Here is a 22,465-nt window from a genome sequence, read left to right as displayed (position 1 = left end):
AGCCCAAGTCCTTCGTCGATGAGGAGTGCCCGGCCAAGGGTTGTCGGCCGCTTCGCGTGATCGCGGTTGCGCGGGGCGAGGCCACGATGCCCAGCAGCCGAGGCGACGTGCGGGTGCCTACGTGGGACTTCACCGTGAAGGGCTTGGCGGAGCCGTTCCGGCGGGTCGCAGTGGACCCGGCCGCAATGGGCGGGCCGCCCCGGCCGCTGGACGACGGAGTCCAGGAGGTGGCTCCGCAGCATGCCCCTCTTCAGCGCTGCGGCCAGGGTGTTCTGCCGAGAGACCGCCAGCCATTTGCCTACGATCAGCGGGGCGGTGCCCCTCGCCAAGCTCCAGCGCCCCTTCCCCCCGTATTCCAGTGGACCCCCACATGCGCTGGAACGAAAACGTACGTCAACCCCCTCTGCGCGAAGACGACCACACACCTCGGTGAGCTGGGCGGATCGGCTTAGCGTACGTTTCCGTTCCTCCACACTCCGAGGGCCGTGGCGCTTGCTGCACGCGGTGGGGGTCTGCTGGGACCGCGTGACTCGGGTGGAGGCGCGGTACTTCAGTGGCCACCCTGCTCTGTCGGCGGGGCGAGGCGGAACGCGGCAGACATGAGCTGGAGAGAAGTCTGGACGGCAGGATCCGCGCGCTCGGGCCGACCCACCTGGAGACCCTGCGGACGCGACGTGACCTGGACGAGCTGACGTAGCACGCCCCCGCCGCCGAGGACGGCGGCGGGGGCGGCAAAGAGCGTCAGGCGAGGTCCGCCAGCAGCTCCGCGAAGACCTGCGGCCGGCTGAAGTAGCCGACGTGCGAGGTCGCCAGCGTGTGCACGTCGAAGGGGTTGTGCGGGGTCAGCGCGTCCGCTTGGCGGATCATGTAGTCCTGGACGGCCGGGGTGATGCCGCGGTCCTCGGACAGGCGGATGTAGGTGTGCGGGACGCGTCCCCATCCGTCGGCCGTGACCAGCGCCGCCGGCTCCAGCACCGTATAGTTCTCATCCGGGTCCATGGAGTCAAGCAGCAGCCGGAACTGGTGGTCGGTGGAGTCGGCCATGATGGCGGTCTTCAACTCGGCGAACAGTTCCGGGTCGGCGTGGGCGCTGCGCCAGTTCAGGCGGGCCACACCGGGGTCGGGCACACCCGGCACGGCGATCCGGGCCGCCGCGGCGTCGAGCAGGTTGTCGTCGACCACGTCCCACGCCTCGGTGAGCATGGCCGGGCTGCTCAGGCACAGCGCGGAGAGGTAGACCACGCGGTCGAGCAGTTCCGGTACGGCGTTGGCGACGGCGCTGATGGTCAGGCCACCGAGGCTGTTGCCGGCCAGGACGACCGGGCCCTGTTCGGCGAGCCGGCGCACGATGTCCACCACGTGCCGCACGTTGTCCTGCAACGTGACGGCGCGCATCGGGGAGGGGGCGTCGGCCAGTGCCGCGGCGTCTTGCGGCAGCCGGTAGTAGGCGGCGGGGGTGTCGGCGCGGTCGCCGTGGCCTGGCAGGTCGACGGCGTACGAAAGGTGACCGAGCAGGGCCAATTCGTTCTGTAGGGGTCTCCAGGCCTGAGCGTTGCTGGAGCCGCCATGAACGAACACGAAAGTGGGGCGCGAGGTTGCGCGCATGAAAGGAATCCTCGTCATCCAGAGGTGAACGGTGGACACGGGACCCGGTGCAGGCGACGGCCTGCACCGCGGTCAGAACGCCGACCGGGTGCGGATCGCCTGCCAGTTGTGGATGACGGAACACATGAGGCCAACTGTAGCGGATGAGGCGATGGCCCCGCCTTCGCGTTTCACTCGGTGCAGTCCTTCGGGCCGGGCCGGGCCGGGCCGGACCCGCACCCCAGCGCCGGCACTGACGTGGCCGCTTCGATGTCATACCAACTACCGTCGAGCGCTGACCTGCGGCGGCGCAATCCCGTGTACCTGGGTTGGGTCGGGCCAGGGCGCGGTGCTGGTCTTGCGGCCAGCCCGTTTCCCTGACCCGCCCGCCGAACCCGGCGTGCATGTCTCCATGCACCGGGCTCTCCACGTGTCTTGCCCGGTGGTCATCCGCCGACGGCGGCGGTTGCCGGTTGTGATGACCACGGCGTCGGAATCTTGGTGCCGCGATAGCGGTAACGGATCACTCCACCGCTACGACGGCAGAGCGACGGTGGTTTTTTCACCTCCGTTCGGACAAGCAGCGCTTTCCATGGCGCACTGACACGTTTCTTACCAGCACCCCGAGCAGGAGCGCTGGGACGATCTCCTGCCGCGCGTGCGACCGTACGCCGATCACGTCGTCGACGTGATCGAGCGTCTCGTCGGATGACGCAACGCCAGCAGGGCGGCGACAGGGCAGCCAAAGGCGACCACGCCGCACACCACCCAGGTGGCCGCGACCCCGAGCAGCGCTGAGAGGCCGCTGAACACGGCGATGGAGAGCGGTGCCGCGCCGATGGCCGACAAGGAGAACGACGCCATGGCCGCGCCCAAGCGTGAGGGCGGCGCCGACTCCTGGTAGACCGTGATGATGGCGGGGCCGGTGAGACCGAACATCAGCCCCACCACGAAGATCAGCGTGCACAGCGCCGCGATGGAAGGCACCAGCGCCATGGCGACGATGCCGACGGCGATGCCTGCCCCGGCGACCACCAGCCGGGCGAACAGCGGTATCCGATGAGCGAGAACGGCACCCAGCCCGCTGGAGACGATGGCGCCGGCGCCGAAGGCCGCGACCACGTACCCCACGACGCCGACGTTCCAGCCGCGCTCGGAGACCAGCAGGGGAAGCGCCACCTCCGTGGGCCAGTTGAACGCGAGATCGAGGGAGAAGGAGGCGACGAACATCCAGCGCAGCCGCGGATACCGAACCAGCAGCCGGAGGCCGTCGGCCGACCGCCGCAGCATCGACTCGCCGGGCTCGCGGCCCGGCGGAGTGATTCCGCGGGTCACGTACAGCAGGCTGCCCAGCCCCGCCATGCAGGCCAAGGCGCTGACCAGCAACGCGTGCCCGACCTGACCGTGAGCGATCAGCCAGGCCCCGACGGGCACGCCGACGATGGGAGCCAGCCGGAGCACGATCGAGTAGAGGGAGTTCGCCCGCGCCAGAGCATCGCCCTTGGCCAGCTGCGGCAGGACGGAAGTCGACGAAGGCCCGCCGAGACCGAGCAACGTGCCCTCAAGCAGGCTGATCACGATCAGTGGCCATAATCGCTCCACGTGGAAAGCCACGAACGCGCCGCTCAGCAGCACCACGACCCGCGCCGCCATGGTGCGCAGGAGGACGTAGCGGAGACCGAGCACGTCGGCCACGGCCCCGCCGAACAGCAGCATGAGCGCGCGGGGCAGGGTCGCGGCGAGCATCAGCGCGCTGACGCCGGTGCTGCCGCCGAGCCGCACGGCGGTCCAGGCCATGGCGATCAGCAGGACGAAGCTTCCCGCCTGCGACACGGCCTGCCCGCCGACCAGGAAGCCGACCTTGTTCCAGTTGACCAGCGAGGTGGCTGGAGGGCCCGCGTCTATGACGGCTCCTCTTCAGCGCGCGACCAGTGCGGGTCGACGCTGACGGCTCCGAAGAGTCGCACCGGCCGTGCGCCTGGAGGCCTGGACGCCGGGTCGTCCCGCCGCCGCGCGAACCGGTCGGTCAACTCGCTGAGCGCCTGGCTGACCTGTGCCGCTTCCTCCGGCGTGGCCCAGAACGTCGAGGTGTTCAGCCGGCACGCCTCCACCCACTCCTGGGGCTCCGCGGCAACCCGGGCGATCCACTCCCGCAGCCGATCGGCCTCCCGCTCCACCACGACGGCGGCCCACTCCTGAATCGCCTGGACCGAGGCGGGATCGTCGGCGTCGGTGCCGAAACGTCGGGTGCGTGCGGCCAGCCGCCACGGTTTCTCCCTCCCGCGCGGCGCGCCTGGCTCGACGAAGCCGTACTTGGCCAGCATCCGCAGGTGAAACGAGCAACTGGCGACGCTCTCGCCGGTGATCTCGGCACACCGCGTGGCTGTGGCCTCGCCTTCGGCACCGAGCACCTCGATCAACTCGATGCGCAGCGGGTGTGCCAGCGCCCGGATGCGCTGCGGGTCGGCAACGCGTGCGATCTCCTCTTCCATAATCCTAAAGATATCTTGCTAAAGGTATCTTTAGGAAGATGGGGCCGTTTCGGCGCGGAGGGAGGCGAGGGGGCGCTGCTTTGCGGCGGCCACCGCCACGGTCGCTGTCGCCGCGACCGCGAGGAGAGCGCCGATCCACGCGACCGACGGGTAGCCCCAGCCCGCCTCGATGGCGAGGCCGCCCAGCCATGGGCCCACGGTGATGCCGACGTTGAAGGCGGAGAAGTTCGTGCTGGCGGCCAGCGTCGGCGCGTCCTCCGCGAGCGCGAACACCCGTGTGTTCAGCGCGGGGTTGGTGCCGAAGCCGAACGCGCCGAGCAGGAACGACAGTGCGATCGCCGCCACCGGGCTCTCGGCGGTCAGCGCGAGCGCCACCGCGCTGACGAGCAGCCCGGCCAGGCCGACGAGCAGCGTGGCGAACGGGTGCGCGTCGGCGGTCCTGCCGCCGATGGTGATGCCGATGAAGGCGCCCACGCCGTACAGCGCGAGGACGGCGGGCACCCAGGCCGGGGGCAGTCCCGTGGTGCCGGTCAGCAGCGGCGCGAGGTAGCCGAAGACGACGAGCAGGGCGCCGGTGGACAGCGCGGTCGTGCCGTACGCGAGCCAGAGCCGCGGGCTGGCCATCGCGCGCAGCTCCCGTCGCAGCACCGGCGTCCCCTCTCCATGGGTACGGCCCGCGGGCACGGTGGCCGCCACCCCCGCCATCGCGAGCACCGACAGCACGCTTACCGCCCAGAAGGCGGCGCGCCAGCCGAAGTGCTGGCCGATGAGCGTCCCCGCGGGCAGGCCGAAGATGGTCGCCAACGTGAGCCCGCCCGCGACGACGCCCATGGCCTTGCCGCGCGCGCCGGCGGGCACGAGGCCGACGGCGGTGATCGCCGCGACGGCCCAGAAGCCCGCGTACACGAACGCGCCCACGACCCTGGTCGCGAACAGCACGCCGAAGCCCGGCGCGAGCGCCCCCACGACGTGCGTCACGGCGAACAGCGCGAGAAACGCCAGCAACGCCGTCCGGCGCGGCCATCGCAACGTGACGACGGCCAGCACGGGGGCACCCACCAGCATGCCCATCGCGAACGCCGAGATCAGCAGGCCCGCGTCGGGAACGGATGCGCCCAGATCGGTGGCGATGTCCTGCAACAGTCCCGCGATCATGAGCTCGGAGGTGCCCTGGGCGAAGATGGCCAGGCCAAGGATGTAGACGGCCAACGGCATGAGCCGCGCCTCCTTTTAGATAGATCAGTACAAAATTGGCACACGAAAAAATCAGAGCGCGTCGAGCGCGTTGCGCGCGATCGACTCGAGCACGGACCTGCCGGCTCCCCCGCGCACCGCGACCCGCATGCCGCCGATGACGGCGATCAGGAAGTGGGCGAGTTCGGCGGGATCCTTGTCGGTCTCCCCCAGCCGCCTGCCGGTTTCCAGGGCGGTCCGCAGCGCCTCGAAGCGCAGGTCGTGATCGCGCCGCAGCATCGCCGCGACCTCCTCGTCGCGCGGCGCGAGCTCGACCATCGAGTTGACCACCAGGCAGCCGAGCGGATCCCGCTCGTCGGACTCGACGACCCCCCACAGCAGTTCCCTGACCTTCTCGCGCAGGGGAAGGCCGCTGCCGAGCAGGTCGAGGAACGGGGCGTTCTTGTCGTCCATGTAGCGACGCAGCGCCTTCTCGAACAGGTCGCGCTTGCTCTTGAACGTGTTGTAGACGCTGCTGCGGCCCAGCCCTGTCGCCTCGCAGAGGTCCTGCGTCGAAGTGGCCTCGTAGCCCGCGGTCCAGAACGCGCGCATCGCCGCGTCGATCGCCAGGTCCTCGTCGAACTGCTTCGGCCGTGCCATGGCTTCACCGTAGCACGTTCTGGACAGATCAGTTCAATACTTCTGGGGGCGGTTCTGGTGAGGTCTCAATCCCGCCAGCGTCCGCAGGCCACGGTTGCTGAACTGGACGGGTGCCCACAGCGACCGTTTCCACCCTCACCGCCCCAGGATCCACGCGATCACCGCTGATCGGCTGGCTGGCCGTCGTCTCGGTGATGGCGGGGATCTTCTCCATCGTCACCGCCGAGATCCTGCCGATCGGCCTGCTGACGTCGATCGGATCGAGCTTCGCGATCTCCGACGGCGCGGCTGGCCTGATGATGACGGTGCCGGGCATCCTGGCCGCGATCGCCGCGCCCACCGTCACCGTCGCGACCCGGCGGCTCGACCGGCGCACGATGCTCTGCGCGCTCATGCTCCTGCTGGCCGTCGCGAACCTCCTCGCGGCCGTCGCCACCGCCTACTGGGTCATGGCGGTGTCCAGGGTGCTGGTCGGGCTGGTCATCGGCGGTTTCTGGTCGATCGGCGCGGGCCTGGCCGTACGGCTGGTGCGGCCCGAGCGGGTCGGCACGGCGACCGCGGTGATCTTCTCGGCCGTCCCGCTGGGATCGGTGCTCGGCGTGCCCGCCGGCACGCTCATCGGACACCTGGCGGGCTGGCGGGCCGCCTTCGTCGTTCTCGGTGTGATGGCCATGGCCGTCTTCGTGGCGCTGGTCGCGCTGGTGCCCAAGCTGCCCGCCGACCAGGTGACCCGCCTGAGCGTCCTCGGCGGACTGTTGCGCAGCCGCGGGACCTGGACGGCACTCGCCCTGACCTTCCTCGTCGTGCTGGCCCACTTCGGCACCTACACCTACGTGACGCCGTTCCTCCAGCAGGTCACCCGGGTGGGCCCCGGCCAGATCACCACCTTCCTCCTCGTGTACGGCGTGGCGGGCATCGTCGGCAACTTCGTCGCGGGGGCCGTGGTCACCAGGGCGGTGAAGGCCACGTTCGCCGTCAGCGGCCTCATGATCGCCTGCTCGACCCTGCTGCTGCCCGTGCTCGGCGGCAGCCAGGCGGGCGCGCTGGCCCTGCTCGTCGTCTGGGGCCTGGCCTACGGTGCCGTGCCCGTCTGCTCGCAGACCTGGTTCGCGGCCTCGGCCCCCCACGCGACCGAGGCCGCCGCCATCCTGTTCACCTCCTCCTTCCAGGCGACCATCGCTGCCGGCGCCCTGCTCGGCGGGATCATGGTCGACGCGGCCTCGCCGTCCGCCGCCATGACGACCGGCGGCGCGATCGCCCTCCTCATGGCGGTGACGGCCGGGCTAACGGCCGCGGCGTCGGCGTTCGGCGGGAGCGGCAGGGGCGCGATGAGGTGGATCAGGCCGTAGGAGGAGTAGCGAGCGCTGCGCCCAGGCGGTGAAGGAGGTGCGAGCGGACAGGTGCCGGTTCCAGGTCGCGGCCGCCGCCGCGCTCCACCGACACGGGGTACCCCTCGCGTCCACAGCGAGTACTCCGACTGGACGGCGGTGACGGGGTGGATGGCGTGCGCGCGGCGGATGGTGTCCGGCCCGGCCTCCGACAGGCCGATCGCCCGGACCCTGCCCTGCTCGACGAGTTCGGCCAGGGCCCCGACGACGTCCTCTATCGGCGTGTTCGGGTCGACGCGGTGCTGGTAGTACAAGTCGATGTGGTCGGTACCGAGCCGCTTCAGCGACCCCTCCACCGCGGTGCGGATGTTGGCCGGGCTGGAGTCCAGGTTCCACGGGCCCGCCCCTGCGTGGGCGACCAGCCCGAACTTCGTCGCCAGCACCACCTGGTCACGGCGGCCCTTCAGGGCCCGGCGGAGGAGTTCCTCGTTGGCGTAGGGGCCGTAGATCTCGGCGGTGTCGATCAACGTGACGCCCAGCTCAAGCGCCCGGTGCAGGGTCCGGATCGACTCGGCCTCATCGGTGCCCGAATCGGTGTAGCCGTGGGACATCCCCATCGCACCCAGCCCGATCCGGGCTACGTCCAGTCCGCCTAGCTTCACCTGCTTCATGATCTTTTCTCCTTGAGAGCGGACCGGCCGCGGTGGCCCTACCGCCCTGGACGGCGCTGATCAGAGCCCGACCCCGGCCGGGTCAGCCGAGGATTCTCCGGGGGCTCACCTCCAGCAAACGTCTCTTTGCCCGGATGCGGCAGTGCCTGTCGTTCCAGGTAACGCCAGTACCTGCTTCGCGACTGGGGCGTCGCCTACCGTGAGATCCATGGACGACCGCGCGCAGATCCAGCAGTTCCTGGCCTCCCGCCGGGCCCGCATCACCCCCGAGCAGGCCGGGCTGCCCGCCTACGGCGGCAACCGCCGCGTGAAGGGATTGCGCCGCGAAGAGGTCGCGATGCTCGCCGGGGTCTCGGTCGACTACTACGTCCGGCTCGAGCGCGGCAACCTGTCGGGGGCCTCCGACGGCGTCCTGGACGGCGTCGCCCGCGCCCTCCACCTGGATGACGCCGAACGCGACCACCTGTTCGACCTCGCCCGGCGGGGTCCCGCCCCGGCCGCGCCGCGGCGCCGCCCGGCCGCCCGCAAGATCCGGCCCGCGCTCCAGCAGATGCTGGACGCGATCAGCGACGCCCCCGCCTGGATCGGCAACGACCGCCACGACCTTGTGGCCGTCAACCGGCTGGCGGCCGCCCTGTTCGCGCCGATCCTCGCCGATCCGCGTCGGCCGGCGAACACCGCCCGGTTCACCTACCTCGACCCCGCCGCCCGCGAGTTCTTCAGCGACTGGGACAAGGTCGCCGACGACGTCGCCGCCGTGCTCCGGGTCGAGGCCGGCCGCAACCCCTACGACAAGGACCTGAGCGACCTCATCGGCGAGCTGTCCACCCGCAGCGAGGTCTTCCGGCGGCGCTGGGCCGACCACAACGTCCGCCACCACCGCACCGGCACCAAGAAGCTCCACCACCCCGAAGTCGGCGACCTCGAACTCCACTTCGAAGCCATGACCCCCGCCTCCGACCCACCCTCACCCTCGTCATCTACACGGCCGCGCCGGACACCCCCAGCGCCGACGGCCTGCGTCTCCTGGCCACCTGGGCCGCCACTCAGGACCAGCCGAACCCCCTTCCCCACGAGGAACCCCACCCCTGACCGGCCGCGGGTCCAACAGCCGCGAGTGGCGGGTAGCAGTTGCCCAGGGGACCGCGTTGACACATCAAGGATGCCCGCGTAGGTGAGTCGACGCGGTCCCTTGTGGCATGACGCGACACCGCATATCGTGCCGATGTATCAAGTCGATATATCGGGCCGACGGTTTGCCGTAGCCCGGCTCACGCGGGAGCTGTGATGAGACGGATCGACTACGACACGGAGCAGTACCAGGACTACGCGCGTGGCCGTGCGCTCACCGAGCGGCAGTTGCAGGTATGGATCAGCGCCTTCGTAGCCCTGCTGCCCGAGCGGCGCCCGCTGGCGGGGCTGGACGTCGGCTCAGGGACGGGCAGGTTCACCCCCGCGCTGGCGCGAGCGTTCGGGCCGGTGACCGGCGTCGAGCCCTCGGTCCGCATGCGCGAGATAGCGCAGGCGCAGTCCCTGCATCCCGGTGTGCGGTATGTGGCAGGCTCCGCCGAGGACATGCCAGTGCCGTCCGGCAGCGCCGACTACGCTCTCATGTTCTTGTCCTGGCACCACGTCCAGGACAAGCCGGGGGCGGCCCGGGAGCTGGCCAGGGTGCTCAGGCCCGGCGGGCGGCTGCTACTGCGCGCGAATTTCAGCGACCACCATCCCCGGCCGTGGTGGCTGGAGCACTTCCCCCGCGGCTTTGAGGTGGACGCCTCGCTGTTTCAGCCGCTGCACGAGGTCATCGCGATGTTCACGTCGGCCGGCTGGCGCGTTGCCAGCTTCGGCACGGTTACCGAGCCGTCCTCCGGCACCCGCGGTGACATGCTCGAACGGCTGCGCCTGCGCACCCTTTCGTTCTTCGCTCAGCTCAGTCCCGACGAGCTGGAGGACGGCTTCCGCCGCCTGGAGCAGGCTGTTGCCGCAGATCCCGGCGCACCAGCGCCTGTGTTTTCTGAGCCGCTGCTCACGCTCGAACGGTGCTAGTGATGCCAACGGCGCCTCGTTGGCCTGCGTTGCAACGAACCATTCGGCACGTGCGAAGTGTGCGGGTCCCGAGCCTGAGGATGGGCGAGGTCGCAGCATCAGCGTGAAGAACCTGATCAGCTCCTCCCGGCCGATGTCCGGGTACGAGCGCGGCCGCTCCATCTGCTCGTCAGAGAAGAACTGAGTCGCCAACCCCCACCAATCTCCACGGACGTACCGGAACCGGAACGAACCCTAGCGACAGAGATCATCAGCAGTCTCGAGAACCCGGGTAATCTCAGGTCAGCGATAGGTTCGTGGGATTTTCCGCGATTGCTACCGGGACCCATCACCGCGTCGTGAGGACTTGCGCCGATCGTGGCCACGCGCAGCGGTTCGCCCAGGCGCGAGGTTCCGATGCGGCGCAGCCGTACCAGGTCGAGGTGGGCGGCGGCGAGGTCGTCGAGCTCGGCGTGCATCTGGTCCATGGTGGGGAACGCGGCGTAGTCGAGCACCCGGCTCATGTGCTGGTCGACGTCCATCGTGGCCTCCATGTCGCGGGCTAGTAATCTGGATTGTTCTAATAATTCACATTATTGTTTGCCTATCCTAGAAACCGGGAGACTCCGACGCCATGCGGCTGACCAGGGCGGAAAGCAAGGCCGTCAACAAGCGCGCGCTGATCGACGCGGCACGCGAGATCGTCGGGAAGGAGGGCTCGCAGGCGAAGCTGGAGGACATCGCCGAGCTGGCCGGCCTGACGACCGGCGCGGTCTACTCGCTGTTCGGCGGCAAGAACGGGCTGATCGTCGCGATGGTCGACGATTATACGGGCCCGCTCGACCTCCAGCCGGTCGTGGAGATCGCGCAGGACCGGCCGCTGGAGGAGGTCGTCGCCGCCATCGCCCGGCAGTACTGGCGGATGTCGGCCGACCCTGAGGCCGCCGCGATGCTGCTGTTCGAGATCCGCGTGATGGACCTCGTGCTGAACGACGCCGAACTGCTGGCCAAGCTCAACGCGGCGATCAACGCCTCGGAGGCCCTGCTCGCGGAGCACCTCGCGGGCCGGGAACACGCCGGCGTGCCCATCACGCGCGAGCAGGCCGTGCGCCTGGCCCGCGCGCTCAAGGCCCTGCTGTCCGGGCTCGGGCAGGCCGTCGTGCTCGGCGTCCAGGGCAGCTCCGAGGAGTACTTCGCCGACGTCGCGACGTCCCTGGTCACGCCCAGGGTGCTCGGCCCGGCCTAGCCAGGTCGCTTTCGTGATCCCCGCCGCTGTGCGGGACGCCCAAGGCGGGCGCCCAGCTTCGGCCCCGGCGACAAAGCCCGCCGTACACCCGAGTGAAAGCCTGTGACGATGGCAATCCCACGGAGGTGCTGGGCTGCGTGACGGTCTGCTACCACCTCACCGCCGACGCCATGATCAGCCGGATGGCCCTGTACGGCCGCCGCTGACCTTCACAGGGAACCCAGGCCCGGTGCCCTCTTGTGCCCGCAGGACAAAGAACGGCGCGCATCCGTCGTCGCGCACGCCAAAGGGCGGCAGCGCTCGCCTGGTGATACTGGCAGCATGGATCTCGAACGAGTCAAGCGTGAGGTGTTCTCGCTGGTCAGCCCGCATACTCCCGGCCTGGCCGTAGGAGTGTACGCCGACGGCGCCGCGGTGCTCACGGTCGCCCAGGGAGCGGCGTGCGTGGAGTTCGGCGTGCCGGTCGACGAGCGCACCCGGTTCGACATCGCCAGCATGAGCAAGCAGTTCACGGCGGCGTGCGTGCTGCTGCTGGAGCGCGACGGGAAGCTGGGGCTCGACGACGACGTGCGGGTGCACGTGCCGGAGCTGAGCCTGGAGGCGCCGGTGACATTGCGGCAGTGCCTGCAGCACACGGGCGGCCTGCCGGAGTGGTACGCGCTGCAGGCGCTGACGGGTGTGCCGCTGGCGGAGATGACCGAGCAACGGCTGCTGGAGGTGCTCACGGGCATCCGACGGACGACGTTCGCGCCGGGCACGGATTTCTCCTACTCCAACACCGGGTACGTGCTCGCTGCGGTCGTGGTGGGCAGGGTGGCGGGCTCGTCGCTGGCGGAGTTCGCGCGGGAACGGCTCTTCGAACCGCTGGGGATGGCCGACTCGGTGTTCCGTGACGACGCGTCGGTGCCGCTGGAGCGGCTGGCGTACGGCTATGCCAACGCGCAGGGCGAGCCTCGCAGGGCCGACACCCAGGAGAGCGCGGTCGGCGACGGCGGGCTGGTGACGAGCGTGACGGAGCTGGCGCCGTGGTTCGGATTCCTGGCGGATGGTCGCGTGCTCGGGGCCGATCTGCGCGAGCGGTTGCTGGAGAGGGGGGTGCTGGCCGACGGCACGGTCCAGCCGTACGCGCTGGGGATCTATCACGGCGAGGGCTGGTTCGGTCACGCGGGCGGCATGCACGGGTACCGGTCGAACCTGCTGTATCTGCCCGATCCTGGGATCGGCATCGCGGTGTTGGCCAACCATACGGCGGTCGATCCGGTGGGGCTGTCGCACCGGCTGGCGCGGCTGCTGCTCGGAAAGGAGGAGCCGACGACGCCCGAGCCGGGGACGCTCGCGCCGCCGGAGCGGCTGCACTGGCACGATCCGGCCGGGGACGGGACGCTCACCCTCGAACCCACCGCTGAGGGCATCGCGGTCCCGGACGTGGGAGTGTTCACCGCCGGCGCCGACGGGCGCTGGCACGGGGCGGGTGACGCCGAGGGAGCCTGGCTGGAGATCGACGGTGACCGCCTGCTGCTCCGCACCGGCCCCCTATCGCGCCCACCTGTCGCCTTCGACACCGCCGAGCCGCCCTCGGACGTGCCGATGCCCGACGGCGTCTTCCGCAGCCGGGAGCTCGGCGTCGACGCCACCGTGAGCGCCGACGAGGTGCGCATCGGCCGCGAGCTGAAGCTGCCGGTGGCACCGGCCCCGGGCGGAGCATGGACGGCGGGGCCGTTCACACTCCGTCTCCAGGAAGGGGACCTGCTGGTGAGCGGATGCGGTCTGCGCCGGATGCGCTTCGAAGGCTGATTGGCCTGCAGGCGGCGCGGGGCCCGGCGGAGGACAGGCTCACCGTGGCCGAGCTGCTTGAGCTGGGGGACCGCCGGCCGCGTACGCGGGAAGGCGGCCGGCCGGGTTGTCGGGTGGAGAGCGGCTGTTGGCCTCCGCACCCGCCACGCCCTGAGATTTCATCCTTCCGTATCTAGCGCCCGCGATGGCGGGCAAGGGAGCCTAGCGCCATGCATGACCTGCTGCTTCGTGACGGGACGGTCCACGACGGGCTCGGCGGACCACCGCGGCGCGCCGACGTCGCGATCGCGGACGGGCGCGTGGTCGCCGTCGGGCACGACCTCGGCCCGGTCCGGCGCGTGATCGACGTCTCCGGCCTGCTCGTCAGCCCTGGGTTCGTCGACCCGCACAGCCACTCCGACACCGTGCCCTTCCTGCAGGCGCCGCAGCCGTTCAAGCTCCTGCAGGGCGTGACCACCGAGATCGTGGGCAACTGCGGATTCTCGTGCGGCCCCGCCGACCCGGAGACGAGGGGTTTGGTGCCCGCCGAACTGGCGGAGGCGTCCTTCCCCACGCTCGGCGAGTACCTGGACGCGGCCGAGGCGGCCGGGCCGAGCAACAACCTGGCCGTGCTGGCCGGGCACAACACGCTGCGCCTGGCAGTGGCGGGGATGAGCGCCGAGATCACGCCGGACGGGCTGGCGCGCATGTGCGAGCTGGCCGCGCAGTCCTTCGAGGCGGGCGCGGTGGGGCTGTCGAGCGGACTGGAGTACGTGCCCGGCGCCTACGCGGACCTGTCCGAGCTGGTCGCGCTCGCGCTGGTGGCCAAGCGCTGGGACCTGCCGTACGCCACGCACATGCGCAGCGAGAGCGAGGGCCTGGCCGACGCGCTCGACGAGGCGATCACGGTGGCGAGGCGGGCGGGCATCCGGCTGCAGGTCTCGCACTGCAAGGCCTCGGGACGGGCGGTGCACGGCGCCTCCGCGATGGTGCTCGACAAGCTCGCCCAGGCTCGCCGCACGGGCGTGGACGTGCGCGCGGACGTCTACCCCTACCTGGCCTTCGGCACCGTGCTGGTCGCGGTGCTTCCGCCGATCGCGTGCGAGGGCGGCGAGCAGGCGCTGCTCGCGCGGCTGGCCGATCCCGCCGAGCGCGCCGCGCTGCGCGCGCTCGCCGAGAGCCGGGACACAGGCACCGGCGTCGGCTTCTGGCGCGAGCTGCACCCCTCGGACGTGCAGATCCTCACCCACAACGACCCGGCCATCGAGGGCAAGCGGCTGGCCGACCTCGGCGGCGACCCGTGGGAGGCGCTGTGCGACCTGCTTAGGCGGGACCCGCACGCCTCCGGCGTCTTCCACACCATGCACGAGCGGGATCTGGCCGCGTTCCTCGCCGACCCGCTGGTCTCCATCGGCTCCGACGGCGGCCCTCCGGTCGGCCCCAACCATCCGCGGACGTTCGGCGCCTTTCCCACCTACCTCGGCACGTACGTCGATAAGGAGGACATGCCTGAGGCGATCCGCAAGGTCAGCTCCGCCGTCGCCGCGCAGTTCGGCCTGGCCGGGCGCGGCTGGCTCGGACCGGGCGCGATCGCCGACCTCTGCGTCTTCGACCAGGACACGATCGGCCACGCGGGCACCTACGAGCGGCCTGACGTGCGTCCGACCGGCGTGGAGCACGTCTTCCTGGCCGGCCACCAGGTGATCGCCGACGGCGAGTTCACCGGTGGCAGGCACGGCAGGATGCTCAGGCGGGGCGCCCGGTGACGGCGCGCGGGCGCGTCACGCTCGGCGTGCTGATCGACAGCCTCGGCCCCGACGTGGTGCGCCCGCTGGCGCTGCCGCGAGGCAGGGAGCCGCTGGTGGGAACCCCGGTCATCTACGACCCCGAAGGGCCGCAGGCCGGGCTCGACGGCACGGTCCTGCTGGTGACCGGCCGCCCGTCGGCCGAGATCCTGGCCCGCGCGGGCGACAGCGGCGTGGCCGTCGTCGTGGCCAAGCCGGGCACCTGCGACGAGCAGGCGCTGGCCACCGCGGCCAAGGCGGCGGGCACGGCGCTGCTCGCCGCACCGCCCGAGCTGTCCTGGGGGCAGCTCTACACGCTCGTCGACGCCCTGCTCGCGATGGTCGCCCCGGCCGAGGACCCGGGCGCAACCCGGGCGGCCGACCTGTTCGTGCTGGCCAACGAGGTGGCGGTCCGGGTGGGTGGCGCGGTGGCCATCGAGGATCTGGCGATGCGGGTGCTGGCCTACTCCACGGTCGAGGGCCAGCGCATCGACGAGCTGCGCAAGGAGGGCATCCTGGGCCGCCGGGTGCCCGAGCACCCGACCAACGCCGAGGAGTACGCGGCCGTGCTGCGCGCCGACGGGGTGGTCTGGAGTCGCGTGCCGCGCGAGTTCTACCCCCGCCTGGCCATCGCGATCCGGGCGCACGGCGAGGCGCTCGGCACGATCTGGGCGGTGCAGGCGGAGCAGCCGCTGGCTCACGACGCCGCCGCGGTGCTCGCGGAGGCGGCCGCGGCCGCGGCGCCGCACCTGGCGCGCATCAACCTGGCCGCCGACGAGGCGAGGCGCCGACGGGACGAGTGCCTGGGCTGGCTGCTGCGCGGCATCGGCGCGGTCGACGAGCTGGCCACCTCCTTCGGCCTGCTGCCGCGCGAAGCGGTGACGGTCGTGACGCTGGGCTCCCACGCGGGCTCGGCCGACGCCTTCGCCGCGACGCACGCCGCCGACCTGCTGCGCACCGCGTTCGTGGCCTACCGGATCAGGGCCGCGACCGGCGTGGTGAACGGCCGCGCCTACGCGATCGTCGCGGCCGAGGCGTCCGCGCCGCTGCTCCGCAGAATCACCGTCGACACCCTGGCCAGGGTGAGCGAGCGGCTGGGCGGCGGCTGGCGGGCCGGCATCGGCCGTACCGTCGCCTCCGTCGCCGCCGTGCCCGTCGGCGCGCGGCAGGCGGAAGAGGCGCTGCGCGCGGTCTGCGGGCCGTTCACCCAGGAGCTGGCCGGCTCGCACGAGGAGCTGTCGGCTGCGCTGTTCCTCATGGACACGGAGGCCGCGCTGCGCGCCAGACCCTCCCTGTCCGGCGAGCCGCTGGCGCTGGTCGCCGGACACGACGCCAGGCACGGCACCCACTACGTGCACAGCCTGACCGTCTGGATCGGCGCCCACTACGACGTGCCCCGCGCGGCCGAGCTGCTGTCGCTCCACCCCAACACGCTGCGGTACCGGCTGCGCAGGATCGGCGAACTGATCGCGCTGGACGACCCGGACACGCGCCTGGTGCTCGCCCTCCAGCTGAGGCTGAACGGCGCCACAAAGCAGACCGGGTGAAGTTCGGCGTGGACGCCAACGCCCCGGGCGGCGCGCGCCGCGATGCTGAGGCCCATGGCCGAACACCTCATCATCCGTTCCCTCCACGGCACCGGGGCGCTGCGGCGTGCCGACCGACTGTTGCGCGAGGTCTGGGGGACCAGACGCGGTGACGATCCGCCGATGGCCCTCGACCTGCTGTGCGCGTTCGCCCACACCGGCGGGTACGTGGGCGGCGCCTTCCTCGACGACGAGCTCGTCGGGGTGGCGGCAGGCTTCCGGGCGGCCGGCCACAGCCTGCACTCGCACGTCGCCGGTGTCACCGCCAGGGCGCGCGGACGTGGCGTGGGCCGGGCGCTCAAGGAACACCAGCGGGCCTGGGCGGCCGAGCACGGGCTCGTGGCCGTGTCGTGGACGTTCGACCCGCTGGTCCGGCGCAACGCCTTCTTCAATCTGACTCGCCTGGGTGCTCAGGTCGGTGCCTATATGCCCGATTTCTACGGGCCGATGAGCGACGGCATCAACGACGGCGGGCCGTCCGACCGGCTCTTCGTCACCTGGCCGACCGAGGCCGCCGCTCCCCCGCCGGTTTCGGATCGCGACGGGGTCGTCGTGGTGGACGAGACGGGGACCGTACGGGAGGCCGAGGGTGCGCCGCTGCTGCGGTGCGCGACTCCCGCGGACGTCGAGTCGCTCCGTTCAGCGGATCCGGCGGTGGCCCAGCGGTGGCGGGCGGCGCTGGAGAGCGGGCTCGGTGGCGCGCTCGGCCGGGGATACCGGGTCACCGGGTTCACGCGCTCCGGCTGGTACCTGCTCGCCCGCGGGGGTGCCGCGTGAAGCTCGACGCCGTCGAACTGCGCGAGGTCGCGCTGCCGCTGGTCAGTCCGTTCCGCACCTCGCTCGGCACCCAGACGGTACGCACCGCGCTGCTCGTGCGGGTGCTCAGCGACGAGGGCGAGGGCTGGGGCGAGTGCGTGGCCGACGACGAGCCGACGTACTGCCCCGAATATCTCGCAGGGGCCGCCGACGTGATCAAGCGGTTCATGCTGCCCGCACTGGCCCCGCTCGACCTGGACCCGGCGGCGGTCGGCCCCGCGCTGCGGCATCTGCGCGGGCACCCGATGGCCAAGGCGGCCGTGGAGATGGCGGTGCTGGACTGCTGGTTGCGGGCACGCCGCACCAGCCTGGCCGCCCACTTGGGAGGGGTACGGCAGCGCGTGCGCGTGGGCGTCTCCGTGGGCATCACCGAGACCGTCGACGCGCTGCTGGACACGGTCGACCGGCATCTGACCGCCGGCTACGCCAGGATCAAGCTGAAGATCGAGCCGGGCTGGGACCTCGAGCCGGTCAGGGCGGTGCGTGAGACGTTCGGCGCCGGCGTGATGCTCATCGTCGACGCCAACACCGCCTACCAGCCCGGCGACCTCAGGCACCTGGCGAAACTCGACGCCTACGGGCTCGCGCTGGTCGAGCAGCCCTTCGCCCCTGACGACCTGCGCGCGCACGCCGCGCTCGCCGCCCGCATGGACACACCCGTCTGCCTGGACGAGAGCATCACCAGCGCGCGCGACGCGGCCGAGGCCATCAAGCAGGGCGCCTGCTCGATCATCAACATCAAGCCCGGCCGCGTCGGCGGCTATCTGGAGGCACGCCGCATCCACGACCTGGCCCAGGCGAACGGCGTGCCGGTCTGGTGCGGCGGCATGCTGGAGACCGGCCTCGGCCGGGCCGCGAACCTGGCGCTGGCCAGCTTGCCCGGTTTCACGCTGCCGGGCGACATCTCCGCCACCGAGCGGTACTACCACCGCGACATCACCCGCCCGTTCGTGCTCGACGGCGGCGAACTGCTGGTTCCGGCCGAGCCCGGCCTCGGCGTACTGCCCGACGAAGAGGGCCTGGAGGCTTGCACGACGGCGGTGGACACGGTGAGCTGCGAACGTTGAAGCCCCTCTTGCGGACCTGCCGCGCCCGCAGCCATGCTCGATTTTCCAGCACGAGTCGATCTCGGGAGGCGCGGTGCACACCGATGATCCGGGCGTCTCTCGCCGGAGCAGGCCATGACGGTGACGGCGATGCCTCCGGTCCGGCGCAAGGAGTCGGTCTCCCGGCGGGTGCGCACGCTGGCCGGGCTGTCCCTGCTGACGCTGGTGTTGCTGCTGGCCGCGATCCTGGGCGGCGCGGCGAGTACGGGCTCCAGCCTGCGCACCATCGGGCATGACGCCGGGCCGCAGGTGCTCGCCACCACGGGCCTGTATCGGCAGATGTCGGAGATGGACGCGCTGGTGGCCGAGACCCTGCTGCTGGGCAGGGAGTACGGCCCGCAGCAGCAGGCCGACCTGACCAGCTATGACCAGCGGCGGCTGGAGATCTCCGAGGGGCTGCTCAAGGCCTACCGGCTGGCCCTGGACAACCCCGCCGAGCAACGCACGGTCGAGTCGCTGATCGAGGGGCTGGGCCGCTACGAACGGCTGGCGACCCAGGCCCGGCTGCTGGACACGCAATCCGAGCACACCGCGGGACAGCCGCCCGACAATGTGGTCGAGGCATATCAGAAGGCCACCGATCTCATGCACCGCGAACTGCTCCCCCAGGCCTACAACCTGACCCTGGAAACCGGGACGATCGTCAGGCGCGCGCACGACGCCGAGAGCTCGACCACCTCGCTGGCCCGCTCCGCCGTCATCGTCACCGGGCTGCTCGCGCTGGCCTGCCTGCTGGGCCTGCAGACCTACCTGACCAGCAGGTTCCGCCGGGTCTTCGCGCCGGCACTGATGGTCGCCACCGTGCTCACCGCGGCCGGTCTGGTGACCGGCACGGCCCTGCTCAACCGGCAGGGCCAGGCGCTGGAGGAGGCCAAGCGCCGCGGTTTCGACTCGGTGCTCACCCTGACCAGAGCACGGGCGATCAGCAAGAGCATGCACGGAGACCAGAGCCGCTACCTGCTCGACCGCTTCCGCAAGGACACCTACGAACACACCTTCCTGGACAAGTCCCGGACGATCGCGGCCGTCGAGTCCACCAGCCTGCCCGACTACCAGAGCAAGCTGCACGCGAACTTCCAGGGACTGCTCGGCAGCCTGACGGGCCAGGACAGGGAACGGCTCTTCGCCGTCTACCAGAGGTTCCAGCAGGCCGACGGGCGGATGCGGACCATGTCGGCCGAAGCGGCGATCAAGTTCTGGGACGGCGAGCTCACCCAGGCCTACGAAAGCTACGACAAGGTGCTGGAGGAACTGGTCCGGCGGCACGAGTCCGACTTCGAGCGCGCCATCGACAGCGGCGACGGAGCACTGGAGACGCTGTGGCGGTGGATCCCCGCCGGGTTGACCGCCGGCGCCCTGCTCATCCTGGTCGGCGTCTGGCCACGACTCAGGGAGTACAGGTGAGAGGACTGCTGATCTGCCTGATCCTGCTGCTCACCGCCTGCGGCGCCGTGCGGCCGGAATCCCTGGTGGACAAGGACGAGCTGATCGTCGCCATCCGTTCCGACGTCCCGCTGATCAGCTTCAAGGGGCAGGACGGCGCCTACGAGGGCTTCAACATCGACGTGGCCGAGGATCTCGTCTCCCGGCTGGGCAAGCGGATCCGCTGGCTGGAGATCAAGGCCGGCGACCAGCTCACCGTGCTCACGGACCGGCGTGCCGACCTGGTCTTCGCCCACATGTCGGTCACCCCGGAGCGGAAGAAGGTGATCGACTTCGCCGGGCCGTACCACGTCGACTTCCAGGACATCGCGGTACGGCCGGCCGACAAGGGCGTCATCCGCGACGTCCGCGACCTGAAGGGCCGCAAGATCTGCTGGGTGCGTGGCACGAACATCGCCCAGCGGATCGTCGACGAGCGCCGGGTCGAGGCGATCGCCGTCCCGGCACCCGACTACAACGTCTGCCTAGAGATGATCAAGGACGGCAGAATCGACGCCATCTCCACCAACAGCCAGATCCTGGCGGGGCTGCTCACCAAGCCGGGCGTCGACCTGCGCCTGGTCGGCGCGACTTTCAACGAGCAACGCACGGCGATCGGCGTTCGCAAGGGCGACGTCGACGGCTGTGAGGAGCTCAACAGGGCCATCACCCAGATGTACCAGGACGGCACGGCGCACATGTTGCTGGACAAGTGGTTCGGCAAGTCAGACATTGACCTGTCGGTGGTCTCGGTTCCGCAGTTCGAGGGCTGCTCCTAGGCAGGCGGCTCGGCGATCGCCGCGCTGAACCTGTCGACGAGCGCCTGCTTGGCGCGCCCGGCGACCTCCACATCGTAGGAGACCAGCTTGACCGTCGCCGGGTCGGCCGCCTTGGAGTGCGCCGGCACCTTGGTGTTGGTGGGCAGGGCGTAGAACTCCACCAGCGGCCCCAGCCGCTGGGATGCCCCACTCAGCGCCCAGTCGACGTACTTGCGTGCGCTGTCGGGGTTGTGGGCTCCAGCCAGCACGGCCAGGCCACCGAGCTCGTAACCGGTGCCCTCCTGCGGGAAGGTCACCTGCAGGTTCGGATAGCCCTGCTCCTGGGCGGCGACGCAGTCATGGGAGAAGACGACGCCGACCGCCGCCTCCTCCTTGGCCGCCTGCAAGGCGGCTGCGCTGCCGGAGGAGTTGTATCTCAGCACGTTCGGGTGGAGGCCGCGCATGTAGCCGAGGGCCGCTTCATGATCGCCGCCGTTGAGCTCCACCTGCGTCCACAGGGCGGTGTAGGCGGTTCCGGACGTGGCGGGGTGGGCGATGGCGACGCTGCCGCGCAGCCGCTCGTCCAGCAGCTCCCGCCAGGAGCGGATCGGCTGCATGCCTCGTTTGGCCAGCTCCTTGGTGTTGTTGCAGAAGGCCAGCACGCCGGCGTAGATCCCGCTCCAGGCGTTATCCCGATCAGCCCACCCTTGCCGGATTTCACCGGATTTTTCGGATTTGTACGGCTCCAGTAGCCCCTGACTCTTGGCGGCCACGTAGGAGTCGGCCGGACCGCCATGCCAGACGTCGAACTCCTGCCGAGCCCTGGCCGCCTTGATCCGCTCCAGCGCCTCCCCGCTCGACAGCCGGACGAAGTCGGCCTCCACGCCGGTGGCATCGGAGAACCGCTTGGCCATCATCGCGCACCACCGCTCGCTCGCGCCGCACGCGACCGTGATCTTGTCCCGTCTCGGCGTCGAGCAGCCCGCGGCCATCAGGACCGCTACCAATGCGATGGCTAACGGCCTCATTGCCTCTCCAAGGGGTTCGCCGACGTCTCACCCGTGTGCCCGATCCCATTCGACACTCCGTCACGAGAGTCACGCAACCGATCTCCGCTCGGCCGACCTACCAGGACGAGGTCATGCAGCCCGACGAGGAGCCGAGGGTTGCGGGACAACCCGTCACCTGGCTTCGCACGCAGGTCCGCGGCTCGGGATATTCGGTTGGCAACCGCTGACGGTGTCGTGATACTGCGGGGATGTTCACCGATGCCGACGCTGCCGCTCTGTATGACCTGCTCAACCCGTGGGACGTCAACCGCTATCGCAGCTGTGTGTTCTACAACGACCTCGTGATGGCTGCGGACGCCGTATTGGACGTGGGTTGCGGCACGGGCAGCATGCTGCATCAAGCGCGCGAACTCGGTCACCGCGGACGGCTCGTCGGGATTGACCCGGACCCGGCCGCGCTCGACCGAGCCCGGCGACGCACCGACATCGAGTGGGTTGCCGGCGTTGCGGCGGACGCTGCATGGGATCGCGAGTTCGACCTGGCCACAATGGCCAGCAATGCCTTCCAGTGCATCGTCGGCGATGAGGAGCTGCGCACGTCACTGGCCGCGATCCGGAGGGCTCTGCGGGACGGCGGCCGGTTCGCGTTCGAAACACGCAATCCTGGGGCACGCGCGTGGGAAGGCTGGAACCCGGGGAACGCCGCCGAGGTCGTGGACGAGGCCGGCCGTACGCTGCGGGTGTCACATCACGTCGAGTCTGTGGTCGACGATGTCGTGACGTTCACCGAGACGACCGGCGACCAGGACGGCACCGTCCTGTACGTCGATCGTACGAGTCTGCGATTCCTGGATGTGCCGAGGCTCGGGGCGTTCCTGAGCGAGGCGGGCTTCGAGATCGAGGCGCAGCACGGTGGTTGGGACCACGAGCCCGTCACCGGTACCAGCCGGTCGATCGTCACGATCGCGCGGCGTGTCTGACGACGGATTTGTGTTGAAACTACTGGCAACCACGATGGCGCAACTGGCGAT

Annotated in this window: 19 protein-coding genes and 1 pseudogene; 12 read left to right on the top strand and 8 right to left on the bottom strand. The window is 70.6% G+C overall.

The window, feature by feature from the left end; genetic code table 11:
- Positions 1-741: 741 nt before the first annotated feature.
- From AB0B45_RS38035 to AB0B45_RS38015, 5 genes are all read right to left on the bottom strand, one after another.
- On the bottom strand, positions 742-1,605 hold the full coding sequence (locus AB0B45_RS38035) for an alpha/beta fold hydrolase (RefSeq protein ID WP_352068816.1): 864 nt from the start codon (positions 1,603-1,605) through the stop codon (positions 742-744).
- A 654-nt stretch (positions 1,606-2,259) separates the two neighbouring features.
- A complete protein-coding gene (locus AB0B45_RS38030; RefSeq protein WP_358141077.1) occupies positions 2,260-3,417 on the bottom strand; it encodes an MFS transporter in 1,158 nt (385 codons plus the stop codon).
- A 68-nt stretch (positions 3,418-3,485) separates the two neighbouring features.
- Positions 3,486-4,076 carry a winged helix-turn-helix domain-containing protein gene (locus AB0B45_RS38025; protein WP_358141074.1) on the bottom strand — a complete coding sequence of 197 codons (591 nt, stop codon included), beginning with the start codon at positions 4,074-4,076 and terminating at the stop codon, positions 3,486-3,488.
- A gap of 30 nt (positions 4,077-4,106) precedes the next feature.
- Positions 4,107-5,291 carry a Cmx/CmrA family chloramphenicol efflux MFS transporter gene (locus tag AB0B45_RS38020; protein WP_358141071.1) on the bottom strand — a complete coding sequence of 395 codons (1,185 nt, stop codon included), beginning with the start codon at positions 5,289-5,291 and terminating at the stop codon, positions 4,107-4,109.
- Between the two features lie 51 nt (positions 5,292-5,342).
- Positions 5,343-5,909 carry a TetR/AcrR family transcriptional regulator gene (locus AB0B45_RS38015; protein ID WP_358141068.1) on the bottom strand — a complete coding sequence of 189 codons (567 nt, stop codon included), beginning with the start codon at positions 5,907-5,909 and terminating at the stop codon, positions 5,343-5,345.
- Between the two features lie 110 nt (positions 5,910-6,019).
- On the opposite strand from AB0B45_RS38015, the gene AB0B45_RS38010 reads away from it, so the two are divergent.
- A complete protein-coding gene (locus AB0B45_RS38010; RefSeq protein WP_358141065.1) occupies positions 6,020-7,258 on the top strand; it encodes an MFS transporter in 1,239 nt (412 codons plus the stop codon).
- 116 nt (positions 7,259-7,374) lie between these two features.
- Here AB0B45_RS38010 and AB0B45_RS38005 read toward each other — a convergent pair.
- Positions 7,375-7,908: pseudogene (locus AB0B45_RS38005) on the bottom strand (aldo/keto reductase); the annotation flags it as partial.
- Positions 7,909-8,116: 208 nt separating this feature from the next.
- Between AB0B45_RS38005 and AB0B45_RS38000 the strand changes: the two are divergent.
- Positions 8,117-9,082: a helix-turn-helix transcriptional regulator gene (locus tag AB0B45_RS38000; RefSeq protein ID WP_358141062.1), complete on the top strand. Its 966-nt coding sequence runs from the start codon at positions 8,117-8,119 to the stop codon at positions 9,080-9,082.
- A gap of 113 nt (positions 9,083-9,195) precedes the next feature.
- Entirely contained in the window at positions 9,196-9,954 is a 759-nt protein-coding gene (locus tag AB0B45_RS37995) for a class I SAM-dependent methyltransferase (RefSeq protein ID WP_358141059.1), read from the top strand.
- A 116-nt stretch (positions 9,955-10,070) separates the two neighbouring features.
- Here AB0B45_RS37995 and AB0B45_RS37990 read toward each other — a convergent pair whose 3' ends face one another.
- Positions 10,071-10,475: a hypothetical protein gene (locus tag AB0B45_RS37990; protein WP_358141056.1), complete on the bottom strand. Its 405-nt coding sequence runs from the start codon at positions 10,473-10,475 to the stop codon at positions 10,071-10,073.
- A 92-nt stretch (positions 10,476-10,567) separates the two neighbouring features.
- On the opposite strand from AB0B45_RS37990, the gene AB0B45_RS37985 reads away from it, so the two are divergent.
- From AB0B45_RS37985 to AB0B45_RS37950, 8 genes are all read left to right on the top strand, one after another.
- A complete protein-coding gene (locus AB0B45_RS37985) occupies positions 10,568-11,179 on the top strand; it encodes a TetR/AcrR family transcriptional regulator (RefSeq protein ID WP_358141053.1) in 612 nt (203 codons plus the stop codon).
- A gap of 321 nt (positions 11,180-11,500) precedes the next feature.
- Positions 11,501-12,973 carry a serine hydrolase domain-containing protein gene (locus AB0B45_RS37980; RefSeq protein ID WP_358141050.1) on the top strand — a complete coding sequence of 491 codons (1,473 nt, stop codon included), beginning with the start codon at positions 11,501-11,503 and terminating at the stop codon, positions 12,971-12,973.
- A gap of 209 nt (positions 12,974-13,182) precedes the next feature.
- Entirely contained in the window at positions 13,183-14,718 is a 1,536-nt protein-coding gene (locus AB0B45_RS37975) for an amidohydrolase family protein (protein WP_358141048.1), read from the top strand.
- Entirely contained in the window at positions 14,715-16,283 is a 1,569-nt protein-coding gene (locus tag AB0B45_RS37970) for a helix-turn-helix domain-containing protein (protein ID WP_358141045.1), read from the top strand. Before AB0B45_RS37975 ends, AB0B45_RS37970 begins: the two co-directional genes overlap by 4 nt.
- A 54-nt stretch (positions 16,284-16,337) precedes the next feature.
- Positions 16,338-17,099, top strand: a complete 762-nt coding sequence (locus AB0B45_RS37965) for a GNAT family N-acetyltransferase (RefSeq protein ID WP_358141042.1) — start codon at positions 16,338-16,340, stop codon at positions 17,097-17,099.
- Positions 17,096-18,205, top strand: a complete 1,110-nt coding sequence (gene menC, locus AB0B45_RS37960) for an o-succinylbenzoate synthase (protein ID WP_358141040.1) — start codon at positions 17,096-17,098, stop codon at positions 18,203-18,205. The genes AB0B45_RS37965 and menC overlap by 4 nt, the downstream gene beginning before the upstream one ends.
- A 114-nt stretch (positions 18,206-18,319) precedes the next feature.
- The gene (locus AB0B45_RS37955; RefSeq protein ID WP_358141037.1) at positions 18,320-19,648 is read left to right on the top strand and encodes a hypothetical protein; all 1,329 of its coding nucleotides are present in this window, start codon (positions 18,320-18,322) and stop codon (positions 19,646-19,648) included.
- Positions 19,645-20,445, top strand: coding sequence for a transporter substrate-binding domain-containing protein (locus AB0B45_RS37950; RefSeq protein WP_358141034.1), 801 nt, complete (start codon positions 19,645-19,647; stop codon positions 20,443-20,445). The genes AB0B45_RS37955 and AB0B45_RS37950 overlap by 4 nt, the downstream gene beginning before the upstream one ends.
- On the opposite strand, the gene AB0B45_RS37945 is transcribed toward AB0B45_RS37950, so the two are convergent.
- Positions 20,442-21,452, bottom strand: a complete 1,011-nt coding sequence (locus AB0B45_RS37945; RefSeq protein ID WP_358141031.1) for an ABC transporter substrate-binding protein — start codon at positions 21,450-21,452, stop codon at positions 20,442-20,444. The two genes, AB0B45_RS37950 and AB0B45_RS37945, sit on opposite strands and share 4 nt — an antisense overlap.
- Before the next feature lie 230 nt (positions 21,453-21,682).
- Between AB0B45_RS37945 and AB0B45_RS37940 the strand changes: the two genes are divergently transcribed.
- A complete protein-coding gene (locus AB0B45_RS37940; protein WP_358141028.1) occupies positions 21,683-22,414 on the top strand; it encodes a class I SAM-dependent methyltransferase in 732 nt (243 codons plus the stop codon).
- Positions 22,415-22,465 lie beyond the last annotated feature (51 nt).

It is taken from the genome of Nonomuraea sp. NPDC049152 (assembly GCF_040648355.1).
Taxonomy (GTDB): Bacteria; Actinomycetota; Actinomycetes; order Streptosporangiales; family Streptosporangiaceae; genus Nonomuraea.
This window is presented reverse-complemented; position numbering and strand designations above follow the sequence as displayed.

Excerpts from the sequence above, each read along its gene's own strand:
- AB0B45_RS37945 (WP_358141031.1), bottom strand. The coding sequence starts at position 21,452 with ATGAGGCCGTTAGCCATCGCATTGGTAGCGGTCCTGATGGCCGCGGGC.
- AB0B45_RS38000 (WP_358141062.1), top strand. The coding sequence starts at position 8,117 with ATGGACGACCGCGCGCAGATCCAGCAGTTCCTGGCCTCCCGCCGGGCC.
- AB0B45_RS37940 (WP_358141028.1), top strand. The coding sequence starts at position 21,683 with ATGTTCACCGATGCCGACGCTGCCGCTCTGTATGACCTGCTCAACCCG.
- AB0B45_RS37955 (WP_358141037.1), top strand. The coding sequence starts at position 18,320 with ATGACGGTGACGGCGATGCCTCCGGTCCGGCGCAAGGAGTCGGTCTCC.
- AB0B45_RS37965 (WP_358141042.1), top strand. The coding sequence starts at position 16,338 with ATGGCCGAACACCTCATCATCCGTTCCCTCCACGGCACCGGGGCGCTG.
- AB0B45_RS38025 (WP_358141074.1), bottom strand. The coding sequence starts at position 4,076 with ATGGAAGAGGAGATCGCACGCGTTGCCGACCCGCAGCGCATCCGGGCG.
- AB0B45_RS38020 (WP_358141071.1), bottom strand. The coding sequence starts at position 5,291 with ATGCCGTTGGCCGTCTACATCCTTGGCCTGGCCATCTTCGCCCAGGGC.
- AB0B45_RS37985 (WP_358141053.1), top strand. The coding sequence starts at position 10,568 with ATGCGGCTGACCAGGGCGGAAAGCAAGGCCGTCAACAAGCGCGCGCTG.
- AB0B45_RS37990 (WP_358141056.1), bottom strand. The coding sequence starts at position 10,475 with ATGGACGTCGACCAGCACATGAGCCGGGTGCTCGACTACGCCGCGTTC.
- AB0B45_RS37980 (WP_358141050.1), top strand. The coding sequence starts at position 11,501 with ATGGATCTCGAACGAGTCAAGCGTGAGGTGTTCTCGCTGGTCAGCCCG.
- AB0B45_RS38035 (WP_352068816.1), bottom strand. The coding sequence starts at position 1,605 with ATGCGCGCAACCTCGCGCCCCACTTTCGTGTTCGTTCATGGCGGCTCC.
- AB0B45_RS37995 (WP_358141059.1), top strand. The coding sequence starts at position 9,196 with ATGAGACGGATCGACTACGACACGGAGCAGTACCAGGACTACGCGCGT.
- AB0B45_RS37975 (WP_358141048.1), top strand. The coding sequence starts at position 13,183 with ATGCATGACCTGCTGCTTCGTGACGGGACGGTCCACGACGGGCTCGGC.
- AB0B45_RS38015 (WP_358141068.1), bottom strand. The coding sequence starts at position 5,909 with ATGGCACGGCCGAAGCAGTTCGACGAGGACCTGGCGATCGACGCGGCG.